Here is a 26,199-nt window from a genome sequence, read left to right on the forward strand (position 1 = left end):
TTCAAACCTCTGCCACCCAAAATTGATATTCAATTTATATTCGCCCCTTATGATGGGTCAGAAATGTTTTTTTGATAGAGAGGAGAAATAACGTAATGAACAAATTCCTGAACCCGATCACGGATTGGGTATCAACAAAAAAAGGCATGTGGATTACCCTCATTGTCTGGCTTGTCCTGATGATTGCACTCAGCATGGGGCCGAGGCTCAACGACTACAAAGTCGCTAATTTCCAGTCGCTGCCCGATGATGCACAATCGATCATTGCGGACCAGAAACTGAAGGAATATTTCCCGAACGACCAAGGGACACCTGGCATTCTCGTTTTCCATAACAGCGAAGGCGATGTCAATCCCGTAACTGTACAAGAAATTCTGACAGGCATTACAGAGGCAAACATTGAAGGCATCGACTCGATTGTCGACATCAGCCAATTGCCTCCTCCTGCTTTAGAAGGTTTTTATTCTGAAGACAATACGACAATGATTATTCCGATGTCACTTGAGGCAGGGCTCGGCAGTGCCGATTTTGCGGAAATCAATGACGAAGCTTCTGAAATCGGCAGCGGCATCGCAGCTGATTCCGGATCGATGGAATTTTACGTCACCGGCCCAGCCGGCATTGCAGGGGATACCGTGAAGTTGTTTGAAGAAGCGGATTTTGTCTTATTGATTGCGACTGTACTGATCATCCTTGTACTGTTGATCGCCATTTACCGCTCGCCACTTTTAGCATTCATCCCGCTTTTGGCGACAGTAATCGTCTATCAGGTGGTCAATCAGACACTCGCCTTTATGGGTTCTGGCGGATTGGAACTGACCAGCCAAACGACTTCGATCATGAGCATCTTGCTGTTTGCGGCTGTAATCGATTACTCGCTATTCGTGTTCTCACGCTTCCGCGAAGAATTGAACCATTATGAAAGCAAACACGAAGCCATGAAATACGCGATGCGGGCAACGGGAGAACCGGTGTTCTTCGCCGGCGGTACTGTTCTGGCAGCCATGCTGGTGCTGTTCTTTGCAGACTTCCGTGACTACGCAAACTTTGCGCCGATTTTTGGTACGGCTGTTTTCGTCATCATGATTGCTTCAATCACGCTGATTCCGGCTTTATTCACGTTATTCGGCCGTAAAGCATTTTGGCCGAAAGTGCCGAAATATGGTCAATCGTCAGAAGTGAAGCATGGCATTTGGGGACCCGTTGCGAAATTCGTCGTCAACAAACCGTTGTTTTCCGGCGGACTTGTCGCCGTTCTGATGATCATTTCGGCATTGAATATCGTGAACCTGGAGTTTGAATTCGATACAGTCAAATCATTCCCGGAAGATATGCCCTCCCGTGTTGGCTATGAGATTGTTGAACAGAAATTCGACAAAGGCGAAATCGCGCCTTCCACCCTTTTGGTTGTTGGGGAGGAGCCGATTACAGAAGAAGCCGCAGCTCTTCTTTCTGAAGAACTGACGGCTTATGAGGAAATCGCCTCTGCTCGTTTATCCGGTCAAACGGACGACGGCGAAGCAGTGAAATACAATATTGCCTTATCAATGAATCCGTATTCAACAGAAGCACTGGAATTTATGGAACGGCTGCGGAACGACGGCAGCACTTTGCTGGACCAGGCTTCCATTGATGGCGAAACGCATTTCGGTGGCATTACGCCGAAACTTGTCGATGAGCGGGACGTCAACAATAGCGATATCTACAAAATTGTCATACTTGAAACCTTGTTGATCCTGGTGTTGCTGTTCGTATTGACACGGTCATGGAAAATGCCGATCTATATGATGGTGACGATTTTACTTTCTTATCTGTCGGCGCTGGGACTGGGGATTTTCCTTGTTGACGTGCTGTTCGGCTATGAAGCCATCAGTACCCGTGTACCGGTGTATGCGTTCATCTTCCTGGTAGCGCTTGGAATCGACTATAACATCATCCTGGTTTCACGCTTTATCGAAGAACGGAAAGCACGGAAAGTCAAAGACGCGCTTGAAGTCGCAATCAGCCATACAGGTGGCGTCATTTCTTCTGCCGGCATCATTCTGGCAGCGACATTTGCGGCATTGACGACGATGCCGATTGCTGATTTATTTGTCTTCGGCTTTATGGTTTCGATTGGTATTCTGATTGATACCTTCCTTGTGCGCGGCCTGCTGCTCCCTGCTTTGATACTGTTTTTTGAAAAAGACAAGTAAACCCTGCATAATATAGAGAGTTGAAAGCCCGGTCTTCCTTATGCCGGGCTTTCTGAGTGAATGGGAGGAATCCACATGAAAATACTCGTCGTGGACGATGATATCTATATTCAGCAACTCGTGGCAATCCATCTCGGTAAGGAAGGCTATACCGTGTTCAAAGCAAACGATGCGGAACAGGCGTTGCTGCTGCTCGAGGACCAGCTCGTTGATTTGGCCATCGTGGATGTCATGATGCCCGGCATGGATGGTTTTCAACTGACCCGCATCTTGACGCAGGACTTGGACATTCCGGTGATTCTGCTGACGGCGAAAGGCCAGCTGGAGGACAAGGAGAAAGGCTTTCTTTCCGGTACCGAAGATTACATGGTCAAACCTTTTGAGCCGAAGGAATTGCTGTTTCGTGTTGCGGTGGTGCTCCGCCGATCCGAACGCTCTGTCCAGGAAAATTTGCAGGCCGGCAACCTGGCGATCAACCGGCGGAACTTCGAAGTGACCATCGGCAATGAAACCGTCATCTTGCCGCTGAAAGAATTCGAACTGTTGTCGCTGCTGGTATCGCGTGTCAATCTGGCCACTCCCCGCGGACTGCTGATGGACTACGTCTGGGGCGAAGAACATGAAGGCAATGAAATGACCTTGAACACCCACATCAACCGGATTCGCGACCGCCTGAAACGCTATGGCGCTGATGTTGAAATCCATACTTTGCGCGGCATCGGTTATAAGCTTGAGGCACCAAAATGAAAACCTTGTACCGGCAATTCACTGTGGCAACGCTGTTCATTCTGGCCATCAGCATCCTGATTGGTTTCACCATCGCCAATATCTTCTATGTGTCCATCACAAAAGAAGAAACCATCAGGCAGAACGTAGCCATCGCAGAAGAAATCGTCAGTACTGTGGAAAGCATCCCGTATTCCGAGGAAAGTTTCAACAGCTATATGCAGGCCGTCGCGAAGCTCGGCTATCAGATTGCACTCGCCGACAGTTCGGGAAATATGCAATTTTTCGGCGAACCGTTCGATGACATCACATTTCCGGAACCCGCCAACCGGGTCCTGACGGAAAATGAAACCTATACCGGAGTGGACAATCTTACAGACAAAATCTTCATGATCGGCCACTTCACCAATGAACTGCATAACACAGTCGGCGTTCCGTTTGAACGGGACGGCGAACGGTATGGTCTGTTCATCCGTCCCGATACCAAGCTCGTGTCGACCGATATCCATTCTGTGCTGATCGGCTTTGTGGCAGCGATTGCGCTTGTCAGCATCATCGGCATGATTTTTATGGCGCGGCAATTGACGCGGCCGATTGTCCAGTTGACGGAAGCGACCAAACACATTGCGCGCGAAAACTACAGCTATCCGCTTGATATTCGGCGCAATGATGAAATCGGCCAGCTGTCCGAAAGCTTCAACTTGATGCAGAAACAGCTCCAGCATAACGACCTGGCGCGCAAATCCTTCATCAGCAATGTGTCGCATGATTTCCAGTCGCCGCTGATGAACATCCAAGGCTATGCCGACTTGTTGAAATCGCCGAACCTTGCCGAGCAAGACCGCTTGGCATATACGGCCATCATTGATGAGGAAGCGAAGCGGCTGTCCAGCCTGACACGCCAATTGCTGCTGTTGACATCGCTCGACCAAGGCGCTTATCCGATGAAAGTGAAAGAATTCCAGTTGGATGAGCAATTGAGAAGCGCTGTCCGGAAATACCGCTGGCGCCTCGAGGAAGAGGACATCAATTTGTCTTATCAACTCGCACCCACCCGGTTCCATGGCGATCCCGAGCTGCTCGACAATGTATGGGATAACCTGCTGACCAATGCCATCAAGTACAATAAATCCCGCGGCAGCATTGAAATCACCTTACAGTCGGACGAAACCGGCATCACCGTAACATTCAAAGACAGCGGCCTGGGCATTCCGAAAGACGCCTTGCCGCAATTGTTCGACCGTTTCTACCGCGTCGATGCAGCACGCAAAAAAGACAGCACCGGGCTCGGGCTGTCCATCGTCCACCAAATCGTCAGCTTGCATCATGGCACCATCCGAGTCAATAGCAAAGAAGATGAGGGCAGTGAATTTATCCTGCACTTCCCTCATCCCTAAACACTAATAAGTTGGAGGTTTACTCATGGAAAAAACTTGGAGTCTTCGTTTAATACGCTTTTCAGCCATTTTCGGCTTGTTCGGTACATTTCTTGGTTCACAGATGGCTGGAGAAATGGATTACAGCCTGCGTCCGATCCACGCCCATATCCTGCTTGTCGGCTGGCTGTCGGTCTTTGCCTGGGGAATTTTCTACCGGGTCTATACGATCAAATACAAAAAGCTTGTGGCCATACACAGTGTGCTTGGAATGGTCGGTGCCTTTACGCTGACCGGCGGCATGTGGCTGTATAACCTGAACCCGTTCAATTGGAACGAAACCTTGGTCATGATCTTGTTCATCGTGGGCGGCAGCTTATTGCTGCTGGCATTCCTGCTGTTTTTGATCATTACATTCTTGACGGAAAAAGAATAGAAAGCAAAAAATCCACAAAGGGAGAGCGATGCTTTTCCTCCAGTGGATTTTTTTCATTAACCGAAGATCCCTTTCCCATCTTCCGTACTGATCGGAAGCGATGAGTGCTCATGAATAATACGCCAGGAACCTTCTGCTTTTCCCAGCACAAAAGTGAAACGGTTCTTCATCTTTCTCAATTCCTTTCCGGTCTTGTCAAAAGCCGTGAAACTGACGGATCCATGAACATGCGCAAGGTCTTCACTTTCTTTTAACGACTCGTCATATAGTTCTGCCTGAAGCAGCACGCCTTCTTCCACCAACCCGCCAAACCATTCATCCACGACATCCTTCCACTGCTCAATGCCGTTGAATTGCCATTCCTGCCAACAATCGAAAATATGAACGTCCGGCGCATACCCTGAAAGAAATTTCTCTACATCCTTTTCGTAAACGGCGTCCCTGTAGTTGTTGAGCACGTCCCGCACCTCAGTGAACATATGATTCCTCCTTAAGTTTGTTCCTATTGGGTATCTTTCGCCAAGATTTACCTGGTATCCTGCTTTTCTAAATCTCCTTCTTTATTTTTTGGAAGGAAGTCAGGATACCACGCTTATAGTATTAGCATCTACCTTTTGTACTAATTTCCCAACTCTCATCACTCCTCTATTTTTGGTGTAGTCCTTATAGATTAAATCCACCCCACCCGGGTATACAATCAGTGAAATCATCCACAACAAAAAAGGAGAGATTATTCATGATCAGCTACACAGACAAAGTGGTCATCATTACAGGCGGCGGCTCCGGGCTAGGACGCGCTGCTGCACTATCCATCGCCGAACTGGGTGGTAAATTGGTGCTTGTCGATATGAATAAAGACTCGCTCGAGGAAACAAAAAAACAGATTCTAGAAGCCGCTCCGGAAGCTGAAATAGAGCTTATTGAAGCCAACGTGACGAATGAAGAAGACGTTAGAAATTATGTCCAGATCACCATGGACACCTTCGGTCGAATCGACGGTTTCTTCAATAACGCCGGAATTGAAGGCAAACAGAACCTGACAGAAGAATACGGTTCTGACGAATTCGAAAAAGTGATCAGCGTCAACTTGAACGGTGTTTTCTACGGCATGAAGTATGTACTGAAAGTCATGAAACAACAAGGGTACGGTTCAATCGTCAACACTGCATCCGTCGGCGGTATCCGTGGTGTCGGCAACCAGTCCGGCTACGCAGCCAGCAAACACGGCGTCGTCGGCCTGACACGCAATTCCGGCATCGAATACGGCGAATTCGGTGTCAGCATCAATGCCATTGCACCGGGTGCCATCATGACACCGATGGTCGAAGGTTCTTTAAAACAAATGGCAGGCGATGACTGGGAAGCAGCCGGCAAAGAATTCGTCAGCGTCAATCCGATGAAACGCTTCGGCAAGCCGGAAGAAGTCGGCAACCTTGTTGCGTTCCTGCTGTCGGATGCAGCAAAATTCATCAACGCTTCCGTTATCCCGATCGACGGTGGCCAATCCTATAAATATTAATCTTCAAACTTTGAACTGCAGCACTCACAGCGCTGCAGTTTTTCTATGCCTGAATCCGCAACAAAAAAGCTGTTAAAAGCGGCGAACCCCTTTTAACAGCTTCATCAATTTTTCCTGTGATCTGTTTTTTGCCATCAGTCAATAGATTAAACTGGCGGTTTCACAAGCAACGAAAGATAGACCGCCATCGCATTGTGGAATTTTCGAATATCGATTCCTGTATTTTCTGCAAAACGATCTAATCGATACTGAAGGCTATTGCGATGAAGATGGAGCGCTTTCGCTGTCTCCGAGATGTTCAAATTGCATTGCGTAAACACTTCTATCATTCTCAAGGTTTCCTTGTCATCAGCATAATCCTGGAGGATCATTTCACGAATCCCCTGGTACTGGTCTTTTCCGGTTTGGTCGATCAGCAAGTATGGCACTGCATCGCTGAAATTCGCCACGGTCTTATTGGAATAGGCAAAAACCGATTTTGCCGCGGCTATCATAAATGAATGATAACGCGCGGCATGTCCCATCTCTTTTCTGAAAGGCCCTACAAGAAAATGGATCTTTATGTAAAGATCACTCATCAAGATATCGATAATTTCTTCATACCGAATAATGTCTTTCTCTAAAGCCGTATATTCGATCAGAACACCTTCATGTCCATTTTCCCAGAGAATCGGAACTTCCCCCGGAAATAATTCATGTATCGCGTCTTTGAATAAGCCGGGACTGATTTGATTTTTTTTAATAGAAAAGTAGACAAACCGATAAGGACTGATTGCTTCCATACTTTCCATTTCGGCAGGACCATCTGCGTCAATCGCCCTTCTCCATTTCTGTTCTTCTCTGGTCAAAACAGGAAATTCGATATGATAGGGAGTCATGAAAGCAGTCAAAACAGCCTCTTCTTTCTGTTTCAGTTGGGTTTTATGGATGCCGATGATTTCATTGTTCTGTGTCATAAACCATTTATAGCTGAAGTCCAGGTCATGTATGCCTTCCTCAAATAAGATTAATGAAGAATATATTTTTTTCAGATGATCAATCATAAAAACACTTCTTTCTCCAAAAAGATTCACTGCCCACTGTTCCATAAATAATTGATCGAGTCGCCTTTACACTAGAGCAAAAGTATACGTTGTTTGAGACTTGAATTCCTCGTCGGCTTTCAAGATGGAGGCCGGCAAATGTGGATGGCGCACGGAATCAGGTGGGCTCTGTGTTTCAAGGCAAAGCCCCAAATAGTTCTGCGCTTCGATGCCTCTAATGGAATAAGGGCCGCCTACTCCGTTTCCTGTGTATAATACCACTGCAGGTTCGGTAGTTTCGACTCTGAGCTTCCGTCCACTTTCCCCATCAGTTAATTCAATGCTTGGCTGTTCGCCTGCATTCAACATAAACGGATGATCGTAGCCATTGCCAGCAAGCTTCGTCTGTGGATGTTCAGCAGCTGAAGCTTCTCTTATGCTTCGGCCGCTTCGGAAATCGAAAAGCGGATCCTCTCCAACTGAAACCAGCTTCCCTGTCGGCAGTAATTCCTCATCCAACTCCAAGTATTGACCGCTTTTCATCGTCAATTCGTGATCCAGGATTGTCCGTTTGAAATTTCCGCTTAAATTGAAATACGAATGATTGGTCACATTCAGCAAAGTGGTCTGATCCGATTTTCCGGAATAGGAAATGACAAGTTGGTTGCTGTCGTTCTTGAGAATGTAGCAGACAGTCATGGATAGATTGCCTGGGAAACCTTCCTCCCCATCAGGACTTGAATACGTAAATTCGACTATGGCTTCACCTTCGCTTTCGATCACTTTCGAATCCCAAAGCACCGAGTGGAATCCTTGGGGTCCTCCATGCAGGTTATGGCCATTGGAGTTTTTAGCCAGTTGATAGTCGGTTCCTTCAATTGTAAACGCGCCTTCTTTTATCCGTCCGGCAAAACGTCCGACCACTGCCCCGAAAAAATGCGGATTGCTTTCGTATTCTTCAAACGTCTCAAAGCCGAGTACAAGATTCTCCGTTTTACCGGTGCGGTCCGGAGCAATCATCTCGGTGATGATGCAGCCATACTCGATGCAGGATACTTGAAAACCTTGGTCATTCTTCAATGTATACATTTTGACTGGCTGATTATTTTTGTGTCCAAAAACCTTTTCAGTGATGTTCATATTTTCTTCATCCTTTCATTCTCTAACTTTATTTTGGCTCATCTCAAAACTTTTCAACTCATTTCTTTATTCAAAAACGTCCACCAGCAAAAGCGTGATCGCGCCGATCAATGTCGCGTCGTCCCCTAACTTGGAGACTTCCACCTTCGTCCGGCTTGCTGCAGGGGTTAGGGCGGAGGCTTCGATCGTTTCACGGATGGCGGGCAAAATGAACCTTTCTGCTTTCGAAACTCCGCCTCCGAGGATGATTTTTTCCGGATTCACAATGTGGATGAGATTTGTCAGGCCGACGCCCATCGCTCTTCCAGCCTCTTTTAGTATCGCAGCAAATTCTTCGTTGCCGCCCAAGGCCCCTTCGAATATCTTTTCAGCCGTCAGTGGATTTGCCGCAGAGTTGCCAGCCACTTTTCTCGCAATGGCTGGACCGGTGACAAATGTCTGCAGGCATCCCTTGTTTCCGCATTCACATATCTCCCCGTGCAAATCGATGGTCATATGGCCAATTTCCCCCGCAATGTCAGAAGAACCGTGATAGAGTTTTCCTTCGATGATCAGGCCTGCTCCTACACCACTGCCTATGTTCACAGCCAACATGCTCTCCAGTTCACCGTGATTGCCGAACCAGTATTCTCCCAGCGCCATGGCACGTGCATCGTTCTCCACTTTCACTTCCAGACCAAATGCCTTCTCCAGCTCTTCTTTGATCGGGATATTGCTTAAGCCGAGATTAGGCGCATACAAAGAAGTACCGGTAGCAACATCCACCACACCATGCATGGCAACCCCGATGCCGATGACCGGATCTTTTGTTTCCAGAACCTCTTCAATACATTTCTTTAATACGGCAATAAATTCCTGATCGTCGATCGGCAAATGCAATTTGGTTGCCGACCTTTTCAGCACCTTTCCGGCAAGGTCCGCCACAATGCATTCAATGCTTTCGGGTCCTGCATCCACGCCAATAATGGAGAACGCCTGATTGTTGATGACCAGCATCGTCGGTTTCCGGCCGCCCTGCGACTGTCCGAAATCACTTTCTTCGACTATTTTCTGTTCGATCAATTCTTTGACGCTGCTGCTGACAGTCGGCGGCGTCAAACTTGTCTCCCTTGCAATCTGCGCTCTCGATATCGGTCCTTCTTTTCTTATTTTATTGAGGATAATCGATTTATTCACCGATTTCATCCATTGAAAGGTACCTTGACGCATATGAACTCCTCCGTTTTCCAAACTCCTGCAGTTTGTAACTGCCTGGAACTCTATTAGTTAACAGTTTAACAAAATCTTATATCTCTTTGTTAATTAAATTAACTTATTAGTTTTTTAGAGGAGATATTAAGTGAATATCGAATTTTCACTGTCATAGAAAAACACCTTTTTGCTGATAGAGGTATTTTCATACTTCCTCTGCAGCGCAAGATGTTTTTCAGTTTATTATATTTTGTCCACTCTTTGATTAAAAGTCCTACTCACCATCATTGATTTTTTTAATCTCAGATAACTCACATTTCGGCTTGCGATGATAAGTCAAAAGTCCATTGATTTCTTGTTCAACATCGGTCAGCTGCGTATAGCAAAAACCTTGGACCACTGAAGAATCAAGCAAAGCTAAGGTATTTGCACGATAAGCTTCAATTAATTCTTCACCTCCCTGAACTGCTGAATAGCCCCATCCATTTTTCTGGTCGATTTCTTTTTTGTCATAGGCGATCCCACCATATTCAGTGATCAAAATGGGCTCTCCTCTGTATCCAAAGCCTTCCGCATAAATCGGACGGTCTGCAGGGGTGGTCGCAATCGCACTTTCGACAGTTTGGTAGGCTTCCGCCATCTTCTCAGGAGACTGGTAATTATGGATCCCGCACAAATCAGAAACCGTATGTTCCCAGCCTTCATTTGAACAAACGGGCCGGGTTGGATCAAGGGATTTTGTTAAATAATACATAGCAAGTGAATGGTGCTGCTGCTGTTTCTCCCTGGCAACTCGGGAAATCCCCCAGCTTTCGTTCAATGGCACCCATACAATCAAGCTTGGATGGCTGTAGTCGCGCTTCACTGCTTCTGCCCACTCTGCTGAAATTCGCTCTACAGCTTCTTCGCTATATTCCGAGCAGTTTGCCATTTCCCCCCATACAAGGTATCCCAAATGATCTGCCCAATATAAAAATCTCGGGTCTTCCACTTTCTGATGCTTGCGCGCCCCATTAAAGCCCATTTCCTTGGCAAGCACAATATCCTGCTTTAACGCGTTGTCCGATTCTGCAGTCAACAGACCGCCTGGGAAATAACCTTGATCCAGAACAAGCTTTTGGTAATAAGGTTTGTTGTTTAGCATAAACGTGCCATTTTCAATGGATACTTTCCGCATCCCAAAGTAGCTTGTTATGGTGTCGACAGTTTTTCCATCTGCAATCAGTTCTACTTGAGCATCAAATAAATTTGGATGCTCCGGGCTCCAATACCATCCCGGCCCGTGAATATTGCTTCTATCCGGAAAACGTCCGCGGATGTTGATGCTTCGTTTAATATGCGGCTGAAAAACAGTAATTTCCTCGCTAAAAACGGGTTCTTCCTGGAACGAAACAGTTATTCGCAGCTTCGTATTCTCCAGAAACTTTCCTGCAAGCTCTGTTTCTAATTCAATGTCGCCGCGATCTATTTCCGGTGTCCAACGTAAACTTTTAATCGAAGTTTCCGCCACTGGCTCCAGCCAAACCGTCTGCCAAATTCCAGTGGTCCGCGTATAAAAAATTGAAGCTGATTCTTCATGCCAATACTGTTTGCCGCGTGGTATAGTCGTATCTTCGGAAGGATCTTCCACTCTTACTGTTAGATTGTTCTTTCCCGAAATAAGCAAGTCGGTAATATCAGCAGAAAACGGAACATTTCCACCTTGATGATAGATTGCTTTTTCTCCATTTACATATACCCACGCCCGGTAGTCAACGGCGCCAAAGTTTAACTGAATTCCTTTATCTTGCCAGTCTTCCGGCACTAAAAAAGTTCGGTTGTACCAAACCACTTCATGAAAAGAAGGATCTCCGATGCCGCTATTTTCGGTTTGGTAAGCAAATGGGACTTTTATGGTCTGTCCTACAGGAAAGTTCTGGTACCACTTTTCCTTTAATCCAACTTCTTGATCGTCGAAAGAAAAATTCCATTCTCCGTTAAGGTTCAACCAGTTATCTCGTTGAAATTGCGGTCTCGGATATTCCGTTTGTAAATTTGCCATATATTTGCGCTACCTCCATCACTTATTTGATGCCTGACTGTGTAATGCCTTTGATCAGCTGTTTCTGTCCAATTAAGAAGACAATCAAAATTGGAATGGTGGCTATCGTCGTTAATGCCATTAGTTTCCCATAAGAAGACGTAAAACTTCCTTGCTGCATGATGGCGATACCGGTCGTGATTGTTCTCATGTCCGGCGAGTTTGTAGCCACTAACGGCCATAAGAAATCATTGTAGATCCCCATGAAAGAGAAAATAGCCAATGTCCATATAATTGGTTTCGCAGAAGGAATGACAATTTTAATGAAAATCTGCCATTTGTTTGCTCCGTCTAATTTGGCTGCTTCTTCCAATTCTTTAGGGAACGACTTAAAGAATTGGTAAAGCAAAAATACACCGAATGCATTCGCTGTATAAGGGAAAATCAGCACTGCATAAGTGTTTAATAACCCAAAGTTGCTGAATTGCATATACATGGGAAGAAAGGTGATAACAAAAGGAATCATTAATGTACTAATAAACATTGGAAACAAGAATTTTTTTAAAGGAACATCCAACCGTGCCAAGCCATAAGCAGCCAGTGCATCAATTGCAACGATGATTGCTGTTCCAGTCAGTCCCGCAAATAGCGAGTTGAACATCCATCTGAATATGGGAACATCCACGCCTTCACCCGTCAACGTATATAAATAGTTTTCAAAAGTGAAGTTTTCCGGTATCCAGTTCAGCCCTCCAGCGATGGCTTCGAAATCATTTTTAAAGGAAGTGGAAATCATCCAAATAAGAGGAATGAGAAACAAAAGCCCTATAACCGAAGCTAATACGATCAGCCCGATCTGCTTACCATTCTTTTTCATCAGCTTTCCCCTCCTTGTTTGTAATTGGCAATTTTAAATTGAATCACAGAAATAACAATCATGATCAAAGACATGAGCAATGCCATTGCTGATGCCACTCCTAATTCACGTTCCTCAAAAGCAAGATTGACAATTCCCATCAGCAACACTTCAGTTGAGTCTCCAGGACCGCCTCGTGTCATTAAGTAAGGCTGTCCAAAGACGTTGAACGAAGCGATGGTTGAAGTAATTATGACAAATAACATAATGGGCCGAATCGTCGGTAAGGTGATATGAATAAATTTCTGCCAAGCACTTGCGCCGTCAATGGCACCAGCTTCATACAACTCTTCTGGCACTTCATTCAAAGCATTGATGAAAATAATCATATTAAAGCCAAGTGTCCACCAAATCGTGGCTCCTATAAGAGAAATCCACGCAAATGGCTGCTTTGTCAACCATGGAATTGCATCAAAACCCAAGTCCATTAAATACATATTCAGCAATCCGGAATTCGTATCAAGTATCCATAGGAAAATAATGGAGACTACTGAAACTGATATGGCATAAGGGATAAAGTAGATTGTACGGAAAAATGTTCTTAGTTTTCCAGGAATGCTATTTAATAGCAACGCCAATCCCAATCCGATGGCTACCAGTAAAGGCACTGAAAAAATGACAAACTTAACGGTGTTTCCCAGCCCTTCGAAGAACAACGAATTCATCGCTGAATCCGGATTGAAAATAGTTGCATAGTTTTCAAGGCCAATAAAAGGCTGCACACTCGATAATAAATTGTAATCGTGCATGCTAATGTATATTCCATAAACAAGTGGAATAAAAAGAAAAGCTAAAAACATCAGTAAATAAGGCAACACAAACAGGAAGGATGTGAATTTAGAAAGTCTTTCTCTTTTTGCTTTGCTCGCAGGCAATCTTGCTTCTTTCATCGCTTTCTCACCTCATTCTGTATAACTTCATACAGCTGATAAAAAGAAAAAGTAAGCAGTGCATACTCCACCTGCTTACTTTTTAATTTTTTATTCTAACGCATTCGTAGCTTTTTGCTGAGCTTCTTCCAATGCCTCTGTTGCATCTTTTTGTCCTAAGAGCACTTCATTGACTGCTTCCATCAACGGACTTGTTGCCTGCCCCCAGTTTTCAACATCTGGACCAAATTTAACATAATCAAATTGTTTGGCTACTTCTGGAGATTGTGCATTTACTTCCTGGAACTCGTCGCTTTCGTATACAGCTTTTGAAGCTGGTGCCTGGCCGGATTCTGCCCAAGCCAACGCATTGTCTCCTACATAGCCAAAGAAATTGGTAATTGCATCAAGCTTCTCTTCATCCACACTTTCCGGAACAACAAAGTTATGCGAGTTTGCATAGACGCCTTCTTGTTCTGTTCCTAATTGCGGTACTGGTGCAACGCCGTAATTAAGTCCTGAGTCATCCCACTGTTTCATCATCCACGGACCGTTCATGTGCATACCGCTTCTTCCTTGCAGGAACATGGTTACTTCCCCATCTTGTTGTACATCTCCAGGGGAGACTTTATATTCTTCGATTAAAGACCTTTCGAATTCCAAAGCTTCCACAACTGCATCAGAAGTAAACTGAACTTCTCCATCGGCATACAATTCACCGCCATTTTGGAAAACTATTGTCGGAAAAATAAATTCTTGCGGCCATAGAGTTGGGACAACATACCCGAATTGATTTTCGTCCTCATTTGTCAATGCCTGCGCATATTCGATAAATTCTTCACGATTAGTCGGCGGCTTTTCTGGATCTAATCCAGCTGCTTCGAACATATCTTTGTTCCAATAGAAAAGAAGCGGATGTATGTCTAAAGGTACTCCGTACAGTGTTCCATCCACTGAAGCACCTTCAATCCCATTCGGATGATACTCATCGGCCGAAATCTCATCACCCATTAAATCGCCAAGATCTCTTATGATGTCTTTTTCAGCATAGGTAAATATTTGATCCCCGTGCATAACCATTACATCCGGCATATTCGATTCTCCATTAACAGCTAAATCAACCGTTTTGTAATATTCGCTTTGTGGAACAATTTGGAAGTTGACTGTATAATCATCCTGTGATTCATTATAGCTATCAACAATCTCTTTCATATAGGGGCCGTCAGGGCCTGAAAATGGGGCCCATAGTGTAATTTCAGAGCTGTCTCCAGAGCCTACAGACTCTCCGCCACCTTCTTCAACTACACCACTATTGCCGCTGCACGCTGTCAACAAAACTGCCGAACAAGTTACTGCTAAAGCACTCCATCGTTTATTCATCTTCTTCATTTCCCCACTCCCTTTTCTTAGTTAAAGCACAGTTATAGAATCACTTTTAATCTATCACTGGAACTTGTACTTCTTCTTCACTTGGCTGTCCGCCTTCGATTACCGGCCAGCTGTCTTCCCAGATAATAGGATCGATCAACAATGGCCTTCTTGAAGCACCCGTCCATAATAAGGGGTCGACTTTTTCAATTGCATGATAGACAAGCCAGTCTTCTCCTGCCTCGTCTGTAATAATTGAATTATGTCCAGGACCGGCAAACTTGCTGTTTTCATCGGAAGATAAGATCGTTGTCCCGCCATTGTCGAGTAATTTCTTTCCTTCGTGGTCAACGTATGGACCCTTGAAACTTTCTGACCGTCCAACTGCTACATGATAAGTACTGTCTTCTCCGTCACAACAAGAACCTTTGGAACCAAAAAAATAATAAAATCCATCCCGTTCGATAATATAAGGTGCTTCATAATCCTCTCCAGCAAGCTGAAACTTTTCACCAATCGTCGTCATTCCATCTTGTGACAGTTCAATTCCATAAATGCCATGGAAACTTCCCCAAGCGAGATAGGGCACTTCATCTTCAACATAGAAAAATGGATCAATTGAGTTATCTACACCAATTTCCTCGCTTGTGAACATTTTCCCTTTATCTTCAAAAGGACCAGCTGGGCTGTCAGCAACTGCTACGCCGATGCCAGGATTTGTATCTCCCCATAAGGATAAAGAGTAATAAAGGATATATTGATCATTGTAGAATTGTATATCTGGCGCCCAAAGATCTCCTGCTGCTTTCCAGTCGGGCTTTTCTTCAAAGGCTTCTCCCACAAACTCCCAATCAATTAAATTTGAGGATCGAGAAATTGGAACCAATTTTGTTTCAGAATCATCCCCCCAAGCATCTTCTGTACCATAAGCGTAGTAACTACCATCCTCCGCTTTGATAATCGAAGGATCTGCCAATACGGGTTCGTACACAGGGTTGTTAAAAGTTTTTGCTTCTGTAGTCCGCTCTTCTTCCGAAGAACAGCCTGCCAAACTAATTGGTAGTAAAAAGACGCCCAAAACCAGAAACTTATAAATTGTGGAATCAACTCCTTCACTTTAATCGGTGTAAGCACTTTCATAAAGCCATTGTAATTCATAAGTTTGTTTCATTACAAGTATATTCGTAATAAAAAAACAGAAAAATTTTTTTATTCTATCTTTTGCATACAAAAAAGCAAGATTCACAGTAGCTTTCTGTAAATCTTGCTTTGAAAACGGATTCTATTATTTAAGCTCTGTCAGCAAACGCATCACAATTCCCTGCCTGTAATTCCCGAATTTGTGGCCGAATAAATTTATTCCACCTACATTGAGTGCATCTTCTTTAACACCAATTTTAAAAGAGATATAAGGAGTTTCAGCAATTTTTAATGTGTCTATTGTACACTCCCTGCTCACTAGTTTGTCATCCAGGTAACAGCCTTCTTTAGTCACTCGCCAGTTTTTCAGCAAACCATACTGGGTATGGTTCGTCATCCACCATTTTGGCGTAAGAAACCCCCGCTCTCCTCCAAAATCACTTGGTGACGTCCATGTTGCAATTTCATGCCCGTTAATCCATACGGTTATATCTGAAGGCCAATCCAACTTGAATAATGGCGCTTCCGAACAAACTTCTGCACTGAATTTGATTTGGTCCGCATTCTCACCGCGCGGCAGACGATTGGGAAACCGATACTCCAAATAACCTGTTCTGAAGAAAATTAACTGCGCTTGGTCCCTGCCTGTTTCATAGAAAGCACGCGGATCGTCATGTCCGTTAATATAGTCAGATTCTCCGACCAAACCACAACTCGGTTCAACGCTGCTGTCGGTAAAGTGGCCGATTGGCATATCATAAATAATCGTTTCTTCACTTTCTTTGCTTTCTTGCGGCGCAATATCAATAATAATTTGATCGTATTTTTTTGTATTAATTTTTTGCGTCCCTCTCCCAGGCAACAATTCTGTGGTAATGAGGTTAACATCTTCCAGCTTTTTCACATTTACAGCCGTTGTAGAAAAAGGTAAGCCAAGTCGCTCAGACAGTTCGTTGACATTATGCGGTCGCTCACTTAAAAGACGCAGTATTGCCATTCTATGTTTATTGGCCAAGGCTTTACATACTTCAATTGATTCTTCGAAACTTAGCTCTAATGTTCTCATGGGCATATCCTACTTTTACTCTATTTTTTATTGTAATAAAATTATAACATTCTAAAGATGAAGTCAAGCAGAAGAAATTAGTAGGGTACACTCATTAGTTATTATTTAATTGATAAAATGCTTTCTATGATGCAACTCTGTCTGAAATACGTTTATAATTGCCTTCAATATCATGATTGAATAGTTTAACAAAATACTCTATACTCATGTTAATTAAATTAATTTACAAAGTATTGGAGGAATAAGATGAAACAGACCGAACTGTCCCAAGCTTTCAAGGATCTCTTTCAGAACGATGAAAACCCACGGTTCTTTTTTGCCCCTGGACGCATTAACCTGATTGGTGAACATACAGATTACAATGGTGGCCATGTTTTTCCTGCTGCTATTTCCTTCGGCACGTATGCCGCAGCCCGTAAGCGTTCGGATCAGAAACTGCGCTTCCACTCCATGAACTTTCAGGAAAAAGGGATAATTGAATGCGACCTTGCCGACTTGTCCTTTAACCCGGACCATGACTGGGCGAACTTTCCAAAAGGCATGATCCATTATTTTGTCAAAAACGGATTTTCAATCTCTCATGGAATGGATATCCTGTTCTACGGAAATATTCCGAACGGAGCCGGCCTCTCTTCTTCTGCTTCCATCGAAATGGTTACAGGCGTCGTTCTTGAAAACCTGTTCGATTTGGAAATCGATCGCCTGCGTATGATTCAGCTGGGACAAAACGTTGAAAATCAATACATCGGCGTCAATAGCGGCATCATGGATCAATTTGCTATCGGCAAAGGCAAAAAAGATTTTGCGATTTTACTTGATTGCCAAACCTTGGCGTATAGCTACGCGCCTGTCGAATTAGTGGATCATGAAATCGTCATCATCAACTCGAACAAACAGCGGACATTGGCGGGTTCAAAATACAATGAGCGCCGCGCTCAATGTGAAGAAGCACTTTCGGACTTACGGAACGAGCTGCATGTCAACAGCCTTGGCGAACTGACAGCTGAAAATTTCGAGCAGTTTAAACACTTGATCAAAAATGACACAAATCGCAAACGGGCCAAGCATGCCGTCTATGAAAACGAACGGACATTGCTTGCGCTCAAAGAACTCGAACAAGGCAATATTGAAGCGTTTGGCCAATTGATGAATGCGTCCCATGTTTCTCTCCGTGACGATTACGCAGTGACTGGCGCAGAGCTCGACCACATTGCGGCAATGGCTTGGAGGCATCCAGGTGTCGTCGGCGCCCGGATGACCGGTGCCGGGTTCGGCGGATGCGCCATCGCGATTGTCCACCGGGCGCAAATTGAAAGTTTCAAAGAAAACCTGATCGACAGCTATACCAAAGAATTTGGTTTCTCCCCTTCTTTTTATGAAGCCAAAATTTCGGATGGCGCCAAAGAACTAACAGAGGAGTTTTGACCATGAGTGTCTTAGTGTTGGGTGGAGCTGGCTATATTGGATCACATGCTGTTCATCAATTGATTGATCAGGGAGCAGACGTCTTTGTTGTCGATAATTTGGAGACTGGGCACAGGAAAGCCGTGCACCCCCAAGCTGTTTTTTATGAAGGCGATATTCGGGATGCTGATTTTCTGAACTCGGTATTCGAAAAGGAATCGATTGACGAAGTGCTTCATTTTGCGGCCAACTCACTGGTTGGGGAATCGATGGAAAATCCTCTTAAATATTTCGATAATAATGTATACGGCACCCAAGTCTTGCTGAAGGCCATGGTTGATCATGATGTAAAAAAAATTGTCTTTTCTTCTACCGCCGCCACGTATGGCGAACCGGAATCCGTTCCGATTACCGAAACGATGCCAACCAACCCGGCGAGCACTTACGGTGAAACTAAGCTGACCATGGAAAAGCTGATGAAGTGGACAGGATTGGCCCATGGCTTAAAATTCGTTTCCTTGCGCTATTTTAATGTAGCCGGGGCAAGGGAAACGGCAGAGATCGGCGAAGATCACCAACCCGAATCCCATCTCGTGCCGCTCATCCTGCAGACAGCACTTGGACAGCGGAAGGAAATCACCGTGTTCGGCGATGATTACGACACACCCGATGGAACGTGCATCCGCGACTATGTCCATGTCGAAGACCTGATCCGTGCCCATCTCCTGGCACTGGATTATTTGAGAAAAGACGGCGAAAGCGACGTCTTCAACCTCGGAAGCAGCCAAGGATTTTCCGTGACTGAAATGATTTCTGCTGCCCGCTCTGTATCCGGAAAAAGAATACCGGTAAAAGTGGGCCCACGCAGAGCAGGTGATCCAAGTACTTTAATCGCCAGTTCGGATAAAGCAAGACAAGTACTGGGCTGGGTCCCCACCCATACTTCTATTGAAAAAATTATCGAAGATGCATGGAACTGGCATTCTTCGCATCCAAACGGCTACGAAAAGGACGTGTGAAAATGGTCTATGAAACTCTTGAAGGACTCCTTGACAAGGCGCTCGAATCGGACTTGATAGAAGCAGCAGATACAGATTACGTCCGCAACCAGGTGCTGAATCTGTTAAGCCTGGAATCCTTCCCTGAAGAACGGATCGAACCCGCAGATGACACCATTCCAAACTTGCTGGAAAACCTGATTGCCTATGCGGTGGAACGAGGGGTCATCATGGATATTTTTGATGACAAGGAAATATTATCGGCCTCTATCATGAATTGCTTTGTCGCCCGCCCTTCTGCCATCAATGCCGCATTCAATGAAAAATATGCCCAGTCGCCGATCGCCGCAACCGATTTTTTTTATGAATTAAGCAAAAACAGCAACTATATCCAAATGAACCGGATTCAAAAAAATATTTCCTATAAAGCGGATACTCCCTATGGCCAGATGGACATTACCATCAATCTGTCAAAACCGGAAAAAGATCCCGAACAAATCAGAAGAGAACGCGAGATGAAGCAAACTCTCAGCTATCCGAAATGCCTGTTATGCAAAGAAAACGAAGGCTATACTGGACGGATTGGCTATCCGGCACGGGCAAACCACCGTGTCGTCAATATTCCACTGACCGGAGAAAACTGGTATTTGCAGTATTCCCCCTATGTCTATTACAACGAGCATAGCATTTTGCTTTCTGAAGAACATCGTGACATGAAGATTGACCGCCATTCTTTTGAGCGGCTGCTCGCTTTTACAGACTTGTTCCCCCACTACTTTATCGGGTCCAATGCCGATTTGCCGATTGTGGGTGGATCGATTTTAAGCCATGACCATTATCAGGCGGGACGTTATGAATTTGCGATGACCAAAGCGGAAGATGCGTATGGATTCAGCTTGAAGGCCTATCCTGATATTGTTGCATCCGTCGTCAAATGGCCGATGTCCGTAATCCGGTTGAAAGGGAAAGAAGTCCACAGCCTGGTGAACGCAGCGGATGACATTTTGCAGACGTGGCGAAATTACTCCGATGAATCGGCAGATGTGTTGGCCTTCACTGGCGATACACCGCATAACACCGTCACCCCGATTGCGAGAAAGCGAAATGGGCTCTTTGAAATCGACTTGGTGTTGCGGAACAACCGGACAACGGAGGAACATCCGTCCGGAATTTTTCATCCGCACGCGGACGTTCACCACATCAAAAAAGAAAATATCGGCTTGATTGAAGTGATGGGGCTTGCAGTTTTACCGCCGCGCTTGAAAGAAGAACTTGCTGAAATCCAGGAGTTTCTGCTCGGAAATGCACATAAGGTAGCCCCCTTCCACCTCCAATGGGCTGAACAATTGAGAGCTCAGTACGGAAAGATTTCGTTGCCGGAAGATGCGGAAGCGCTCCTGCAAAAAGAACTCGGAAAAAAATTCGTAAGAGTTCTTGAAGATGCAGGTGTCTTGAAAAAACAAGAAGCATTTAAACGATTTATAGATACCTTGAATAGATGAGGGCAAGTAATTTTTCAGTGTAAATTGAGAATTGGCAATATGCACGAAGACTTCCATTAATTTTGTGCATACTTGCCATTTCTAAATTTCCCACTAAACGGTATGCTTTTATCAGTCAATGAAAGCACTTACATAAACTGGAGGGATTCAAATGGCAGGCTTGAACTTAGTGAATATCAGAAAAGAGTACGATAAAGGTGTTGTATCGGTACAGGATTTCAATCTGGAAATCCGCGACAAAGAGTTTCTCGTATTGGTCGGACCTTCGGGTTGCGGGAAATCTACAACTTTACGGATGATCGCAGGTCTGGAAGATATCACAGAAGGCGACCTGTACATCGGAGACCGCCGAGTAAATGATGTCTCACCGAAAGACCGCGATATTGCCATGGTGTTCCAAAACTATGCGCTTTATCCTCACATGAGTGTCTATGACAATATGGCTTTCAGTTTGAAATTGCGCAAGATGAAAAAAGAAGACATCAAGGTACGTGTAGCGAATGCTTCTAAAATCCTCGGACTTGATGAATATTTGAACCGCAAACCGAAAGCGCTATCCGGTGGCCAACGCCAGCGTGTCGCGTTGGGCCGTGCCATCGTCCGTGATGCTGAAGTATTCTTGATGGATGAGCCTTTGTCCAACTTGGATGCCAAACTGCGTGTACAGATGCGTACAGAAATCCAAAAGTTGCACCGTCGCCTGCAGACAACCACTGTCTATGTAACACATGACCAAACTGAAGCGATGACGATGGCGACACGCCTGGTTGTCATGAAGGATGGCTTTATCCAGCAGGTCGGTTCGCCGAAAGAAGTGTACGACCAGCCGGATAATATGTTCGTTGGTGGATTTATCGGTTCGCCTTCCATGAACTTCCTGCGAGGAAAAATTGTCGGAGATTCATTCGTAATGGAAGAATTCAAAGTTCTCGTGCCTGACAGTAAGCTCAAGATGCTGCGTGATCAAGGATATGAAGGCAAGGAAATTATGCTTGGCATCCGTCCGGAAGACATCCACGATGAGCCGTTGTTCCTTGAGCATTCCCCGCATACGAAGCTGAAAGCCTATGTAGAAGTAGCGGAGCTGATGGGATCAGAAATCGTGCTGTATTCAAAAGTGAACGAGCAGGATTTTGTTGCCCGTGTGGATGCCCGCTTTAATGTAGAAGCCGGACAAACCATCGATATGGCTTTTGATATGAATAAAGCCCATTTCTTCGATATCGACTCGGAGCTGCGCATCAAGTAAGGGGTATCGAATATCTTCTTCAACTGATCAGAAAATCCGGACGAGCCATCGTCCGGTTTTTTTCTTGTTTACTCATAATTCCACCTGTTCCTTATAGGAATTTTAGCTGAACGATTGCAAATCTCTCTGAACGATTGCAAATCCAGCTGAGCGAACGCAAATTGGATTGAACGACCATAAATCTAGTTGAACGCCCATAAATCCCGTTGAGCGCCCATAAATCCCGTCGAGCGCCCATAAATTCAGTTAAACGCCCATAAATCTACCGGGTATGCGCCACTGAAGACAGATAAAAGTCTCTGTCTGTAGCAAAATGAAGACTTGAAGACTATTCAACAGCTAAGGGATCGTATTCACTCCGTTTTTTTACTATACTTAAGCCATAACAAGTAACATTCATTTCAAAAAGGAGGAAATCGCATGAGCCCGAAAAACAAGCTGACAGCTGATCAGCGTGAAGAATTGCTTGGCACCTTGAAAGCCCGGTTCGAGGAACATATCGAACGGCACGAATGGATGAACTGGGATAAAATCCAGGAAAAGCTGGAGGCGAATCCCGACAAGCTGTGGTCCCTCCATGAAATGGAACGGACCGGAGGCGAGCCGGATGTCCTTGAGTTCGACGAAGCGAAAAACGAGTACGTCTTCTACGATTGCGCAGCGGAAAGCCCGAGTGGCCGCAGAAGCGTTTGCTTTGACCAGAAGGCGCTTGATTCACGGAAGAAAAACAAACCTGAAAACAGCGCGATGACGATGGCGAATGACATGGGCATTGAACTATTGTCGGAAGATCATTACCGCGTCTTGCAGCAGCACGGCACATTCGACGTCAAAACATCCAGCTGGGTTCAGACGCCCGAAGACATCAGAGATCGCGGCGGCGCCCTGTTCTGCGATTCCCGCTATGGACACGTCTTCCTTTACCACAACGGCGCAGATTCCTATTACGCAGCAAGAGGATTCCGTGGATTGTTGAGGGTTTAAGCACCGTAATCCGTTTGGCCGTCTATATTATTCAAAAAGAAAAGCATTGTCGATGCCCTTCAAAGGGTTTCGGCAATGCTTTTGTCATCACGCACTTAAATATAGATTTTTTGATAGAGCATCCTATAGCCGATCCTCCATCCACTCAATCACTTCATCGTAGATTTTGTATTTGGATGGTTCATTGAAGATTTCATGCATTAACCCAGCATATATCTTTAAGGTTTTATCTTTCGAGCCAATCTCCCCATAAAAATCCCGCGAGTCTTGTTCGGCAACCAAGCCATCTTCATTGCCATGGAGCACCACCACCGGGTCGATGAAGCTTTCTGCGTTTTCTTTCAGCCAAGCGATTCCTGGAGCAAATTCATTGATGAGGCCTACAGAAATCTTTTTTTCCACAAGGGGATCTTCCGCATAGGCTTTGACAACTTCCGGATCACTGCAGACTCCTTCTCCCAGCTGATTGTCCAAATACGTGTCTGCCGGCAAATCCATTGGCAGCGGACCGAAAAGTTCATTAGTGTAGCGGGTCAACGCACCCGATAACACGATGCCAGCCGCTTCTTCCGGGTATTTTGTGCCGAATGCTGCAGCCGTAAAGCCGCCCATACTATGGCCGATCAAAAAGACCCGTTGCTCCCTATTCTCTTCTTTCGCCAAATCCATAATCGCTTTCAGGTCATCCGGCATTTCGTTGAAATCCTTGAAGAAAGTCCGCTCTCCTTCCGAACGGGCATGGCCGCGCTGTTCGTAGCGATACACGGTAAAGTTGTGGCGCAGCAGGGTTTCTGCCAAAGCATCGTAACGCCCTAAGTGTTCTGCTAAACCGTGGGCAATCACTACTGCCGCTTTCTGCTCTTCAGCCGTATCTTTGCGGGTGAACAGCTGGGTTCCATCGAAAGACCGAATCATCTTCTCTTCGCTCATCAAACATCCTCCATTCGAGTAGCTCTATTTCCTACTGGTAGTATTCTCCATCAATCAAAAACCACCTTCTTTCCGATAGATATTTTTCTGGCATCTCCTTCGAAGACTTTCGTTTTATAAATAAAATATTTAAAAAAAAGCTATCCTGTGAGAAGGCAGAACCGCCTCTCAGGATAACTTTTGCTTTTATCGCTTATTCAGCTGCTTCATCCAAAATTCCCTGATAGCTGTAATCCGCTGGATCGATAGGGGTAAATCCGCTTGGTGTATAGAATCTCAACAAATCTCCGTTGACCAGCTGATCGGAAAGCTGCAATTCGTAGCTTCCGTGCTGTTGGAACTTCTCCGCTTGCTCCATCAGGCTTTCATCTATCGGCAATCCGGTTTCTGGATCATAGAAAGATTCGCCGATCGAGTAGATTTCTGGACTGACATAATTCCCGTTTCGGAAAGTGACCAGTTCCTCGTGTTCTTCAGACAATAGATCGGTACCGAACTGAATATTATTCTGCGTTTCAACGCCCAGCAAATGCATCACCGTCGGCAACAGATCAATCTGGCCTCCGTAAGTATGATTGGTGCCGCCTTCTACACCCGGTACATGGATGAACAATGGCACACGCTGCAGTTTGGCATTTTCAACCGGTGTGATTTCTTTGGAAAGCACTTGTTCCATTGCCTGGTTGTGGTTGTCGGAAATTCCATAATGATCGCCGTACATGACGATCATGGTGTTGTCGGCTAAACCGGACTCTTCCAGTTGCGTAAAGAACTGCTCGATCGCTTCATCCGCATAGCGGGCAGTTTGGAAATAGTTATCGACACTGGCATCGCCCGTCGTACCTTTTTCAATCGTCGTCAGACTCTGATCGATGTTATAAGGGAAATGATGTGAAACCGTGATGAACTTCGTATAGAAAGGTTCCGGCAGCGACTCCAGGAGAGGAGCTGACTGCTCGAAGAACGGCTTATCCATAACGCCATATTCGGCCATATCCTCTTCTGTCAGATCCGTGTACGATTCAATATCGAAGAAATGATCAAAACCAAAGGATTTATAGATTTCAGAGCGGTTCCAGAACGTTCCGTTATTGCCGTGGAACACGGCAGACGTATAGCCCTTATCCTTCAAAATGGCAGGCGCAGCCTGATAGGTGTTCTGTCCTTTGGTGATGAATGCAGAACCTTTCGGCAAGCCGAACAAGGAATTCTCCAGCATGAACTCTGCATCGGAGGTTTTTCCTTGAGCCGTTTGATGGAAGAAATTATCGAAATACAAGGTGTCCTGATCATCGATCAATGAATTCAGGAACGGCGTAACTTCTTCTCCATTCAATTCGTAATCCATCAGGAATGTCTGGAACGATTCCAGATGCAGGTAAACAACATTCATGCCTTCTGCTGCGCCGAAATAGGCTTCATTGGGACTCGCATAGTTGGACTTGGTGTAGTTCAACACCTCTGTACCGTCATCGCTGTCAGCGAGCACTCGCTGAGAAGAAGATTTCACGGTCTCAACTGTGTCATAAAGCGCGTAATTGTACATACCTAAATATTTGACGATGTAATTCCGGTCAAATCCGCGGGTCAGCAGTTCCGGACGATCCGCTTCCGCTAATGCCAGGTTAAAGAAAGATATGGCCAAGGCAATCGTCACTACCGGAATCGCAGCTTTGGTCTTGAAATTCCGCTGATCTTTTTTGAAGCGTTTTGAAACCACCAAAGCTATCAGCAACAGCACATCCACAAAGAAAAGGGCATCTGTCGGCTGGATCAAAGTTGCTACACTGCCGCCTAAATCACCGAAATTCTGCGTTTGAAACAGGGTCGGCAACGTGATGAAATCACTGAAAAAGCGGTAGTACACCACGTTCGCATACAACAGGACAGACATCCCGACATAGATCAGCAAAAGTGATATGTATTTCCGGGTTCCTTTAAAGAACAGTGACAGGCTTAACAGCAACAATGCGGAACCAAGGGGATTAAGCAACAGCAGGAATTCCTGCAATGGTCCTTCGACATCCAATTTAAACTGCGTTTTTTGGGATACATAGGTCTTCATCCACAGCATAAAAACTGCCAGCAGGAAAATCGGGATAAATTTATTCAACTTTTCATTAGTCATCAAATTTTTCATTTTTATAG

Annotated in this window: 22 protein-coding genes; 10 read left to right on the top strand and 12 right to left on the bottom strand. The window is 45.2% G+C overall.

Translation table 11 applies throughout. The features are described 5' to 3' along the window. Positions 1-95 precede the first annotated feature (95 nt). The 4 genes from ACRC6Q_RS12195 to ACRC6Q_RS12210 all read left to right on the top strand — a co-directional run bounded on the left by ACRC6Q_RS12195 (position 96) and on the right by ACRC6Q_RS12210 (position 4,733). Positions 96-2,195 (top strand): MMPL family transporter, encoded by a 2,100-nt coding sequence (locus ACRC6Q_RS12195; protein ID WP_431466633.1) that lies wholly within the window; start codon positions 96-98, stop codon positions 2,193-2,195. A gap of 75 nt (positions 2,196-2,270) precedes the next feature. Continuing rightward, the gene (locus tag ACRC6Q_RS12200) at positions 2,271-2,942 is read left to right on the top strand and encodes a response regulator transcription factor (RefSeq protein ID WP_223635538.1); all 672 of its coding nucleotides are present in this window, start codon (positions 2,271-2,273) and stop codon (positions 2,940-2,942) included. Next, entirely contained in the window at positions 2,939-4,318 is a 1,380-nt protein-coding gene (locus ACRC6Q_RS12205) for a sensor histidine kinase (RefSeq protein WP_431466634.1), read from the top strand. The genes ACRC6Q_RS12200 and ACRC6Q_RS12205 overlap by 4 nt, the downstream gene beginning before the upstream one ends. Before the next feature lie 25 nt (positions 4,319-4,343). Continuing rightward, positions 4,344-4,733, top strand: a complete 390-nt coding sequence (locus ACRC6Q_RS12210) for a hypothetical protein (protein WP_223635531.1) — start codon at positions 4,344-4,346, stop codon at positions 4,731-4,733. Between the two features lie 56 nt (positions 4,734-4,789). Here ACRC6Q_RS12210 and ACRC6Q_RS12215 read toward each other — a convergent pair whose 3' ends face one another. Beyond that, a complete protein-coding gene (locus tag ACRC6Q_RS12215; RefSeq protein WP_431466635.1) occupies positions 4,790-5,212 on the bottom strand; it encodes a YybH family protein in 423 nt (140 codons plus the stop codon). A gap of 257 nt (positions 5,213-5,469) precedes the next feature. Between ACRC6Q_RS12215 and ACRC6Q_RS12220 the strand changes: the two genes are divergently transcribed. Next, positions 5,470-6,252 (top strand): SDR family oxidoreductase, encoded by a 783-nt coding sequence (locus tag ACRC6Q_RS12220; protein ID WP_223635495.1) that lies wholly within the window; start codon positions 5,470-5,472, stop codon positions 6,250-6,252. A 146-nt stretch (positions 6,253-6,398) separates the two neighbouring features. Here ACRC6Q_RS12220 and ACRC6Q_RS12225 read toward each other — a convergent pair whose 3' ends face one another. From ACRC6Q_RS12225 to ACRC6Q_RS12265, 9 genes are all read right to left on the bottom strand, one after another. Then, the gene (locus ACRC6Q_RS12225) at positions 6,399-7,295 is read right to left on the bottom strand and encodes a PucR family transcriptional regulator (protein ID WP_431466636.1); all 897 of its coding nucleotides are present in this window, start codon (positions 7,293-7,295) and stop codon (positions 6,399-6,401) included. A 66-nt stretch (positions 7,296-7,361) separates the two neighbouring features. Next, positions 7,362-8,414 (bottom strand): aldose epimerase family protein, encoded by a 1,053-nt coding sequence (locus ACRC6Q_RS12230; RefSeq protein ID WP_431466637.1) that lies wholly within the window; start codon positions 8,412-8,414, stop codon positions 7,362-7,364. A 66-nt stretch (positions 8,415-8,480) separates the two neighbouring features. Next, complete coding sequence (locus tag ACRC6Q_RS12235; RefSeq protein ID WP_431466638.1) at positions 8,481-9,623, bottom strand: ROK family transcriptional regulator; 1,143 nt, start codon at positions 9,621-9,623, stop codon at positions 8,481-8,483. A gap of 256 nt (positions 9,624-9,879) precedes the next feature. Then, positions 9,880-11,646, bottom strand: a complete 1,767-nt coding sequence (locus tag ACRC6Q_RS12240) for a glycoside hydrolase family 2 protein (protein ID WP_431466639.1) — start codon at positions 11,644-11,646, stop codon at positions 9,880-9,882. Between the two features lie 22 nt (positions 11,647-11,668). Then, positions 11,669-12,502 (bottom strand): carbohydrate ABC transporter permease, encoded by an 834-nt coding sequence (locus tag ACRC6Q_RS12245; protein ID WP_431466640.1) that lies wholly within the window; start codon positions 12,500-12,502, stop codon positions 11,669-11,671. Next, positions 12,502-13,431: a carbohydrate ABC transporter permease gene (locus tag ACRC6Q_RS12250; protein ID WP_431466641.1), complete on the bottom strand. Its 930-nt coding sequence runs from the start codon at positions 13,429-13,431 to the stop codon at positions 12,502-12,504. Before ACRC6Q_RS12250 ends, ACRC6Q_RS12245 begins: the two co-directional genes overlap by 1 nt. Positions 13,432-13,521: 90 nt before the next feature. Beyond that, positions 13,522-14,799, bottom strand: a complete 1,278-nt coding sequence (locus ACRC6Q_RS12255) for an ABC transporter substrate-binding protein (protein WP_431466642.1) — start codon at positions 14,797-14,799, stop codon at positions 13,522-13,524. A gap of 46 nt (positions 14,800-14,845) precedes the next feature. Then, on the bottom strand, positions 14,846-15,856 hold the full coding sequence (locus tag ACRC6Q_RS12260) for a family 43 glycosylhydrolase (protein WP_431466643.1): 1,011 nt from the start codon (positions 15,854-15,856) through the stop codon (positions 14,846-14,848). A gap of 207 nt (positions 15,857-16,063) precedes the next feature. Continuing rightward, positions 16,064-16,984: an ArsR/SmtB family transcription factor gene (locus tag ACRC6Q_RS12265; protein ID WP_431466644.1), complete on the bottom strand. Its 921-nt coding sequence runs from the start codon at positions 16,982-16,984 to the stop codon at positions 16,064-16,066. A 246-nt stretch (positions 16,985-17,230) separates the two neighbouring features. Here ACRC6Q_RS12265 and ACRC6Q_RS12270 point away from each other — a divergent pair, with 246 nt between their 5' ends. From ACRC6Q_RS12270 to ACRC6Q_RS12290, 5 genes are all read left to right on the top strand, one after another. Further along, positions 17,231-18,409: a galactokinase gene (locus tag ACRC6Q_RS12270; protein ID WP_431466645.1), complete on the top strand. Its 1,179-nt coding sequence runs from the start codon at positions 17,231-17,233 to the stop codon at positions 18,407-18,409. 2 nt (positions 18,410-18,411) lie between these two features. Continuing rightward, on the top strand, positions 18,412-19,407 hold the full coding sequence (gene galE / locus ACRC6Q_RS12275; RefSeq protein ID WP_431466646.1) for a UDP-glucose 4-epimerase GalE: 996 nt from the start codon (positions 18,412-18,414) through the stop codon (positions 19,405-19,407). A 2-nt stretch (positions 19,408-19,409) separates the two neighbouring features. After that, entirely contained in the window at positions 19,410-20,888 is a 1,479-nt protein-coding gene (gene galT, locus ACRC6Q_RS12280; protein WP_431466647.1) for a UDP-glucose--hexose-1-phosphate uridylyltransferase, read from the top strand. Positions 20,889-21,039: 151 nt separating this feature from the next. Further along, positions 21,040-22,137: an ABC transporter ATP-binding protein gene (locus ACRC6Q_RS12285; protein ID WP_223635476.1), complete on the top strand. Its 1,098-nt coding sequence runs from the start codon at positions 21,040-21,042 to the stop codon at positions 22,135-22,137. A gap of 420 nt (positions 22,138-22,557) precedes the next feature. Then, positions 22,558-23,121, top strand: a complete 564-nt coding sequence (locus ACRC6Q_RS12290; RefSeq protein WP_431466648.1) for a DUF4256 domain-containing protein — start codon at positions 22,558-22,560, stop codon at positions 23,119-23,121. A gap of 123 nt (positions 23,122-23,244) precedes the next feature. Here ACRC6Q_RS12290 and ACRC6Q_RS12295 read toward each other — a convergent pair whose 3' ends face one another. Next, positions 23,245-24,051, bottom strand: coding sequence for a lysophospholipase (locus tag ACRC6Q_RS12295; RefSeq protein ID WP_431466649.1), 807 nt, complete (start codon positions 24,049-24,051; stop codon positions 23,245-23,247). 193 nt (positions 24,052-24,244) lie between these two features. Beyond that, a complete protein-coding gene (locus tag ACRC6Q_RS12300; protein WP_223635470.1) occupies positions 24,245-26,191 on the bottom strand; it encodes an LTA synthase family protein in 1,947 nt (648 codons plus the stop codon). Between the last annotated feature and the right edge of the window lie 8 nt (positions 26,192-26,199).

Source organism: Planococcus sp. SE5232, from assembly GCF_050686535.1.
Lineage (GTDB): Bacteria > Bacillota > Bacilli > Bacillales_A > Planococcaceae > Planococcus.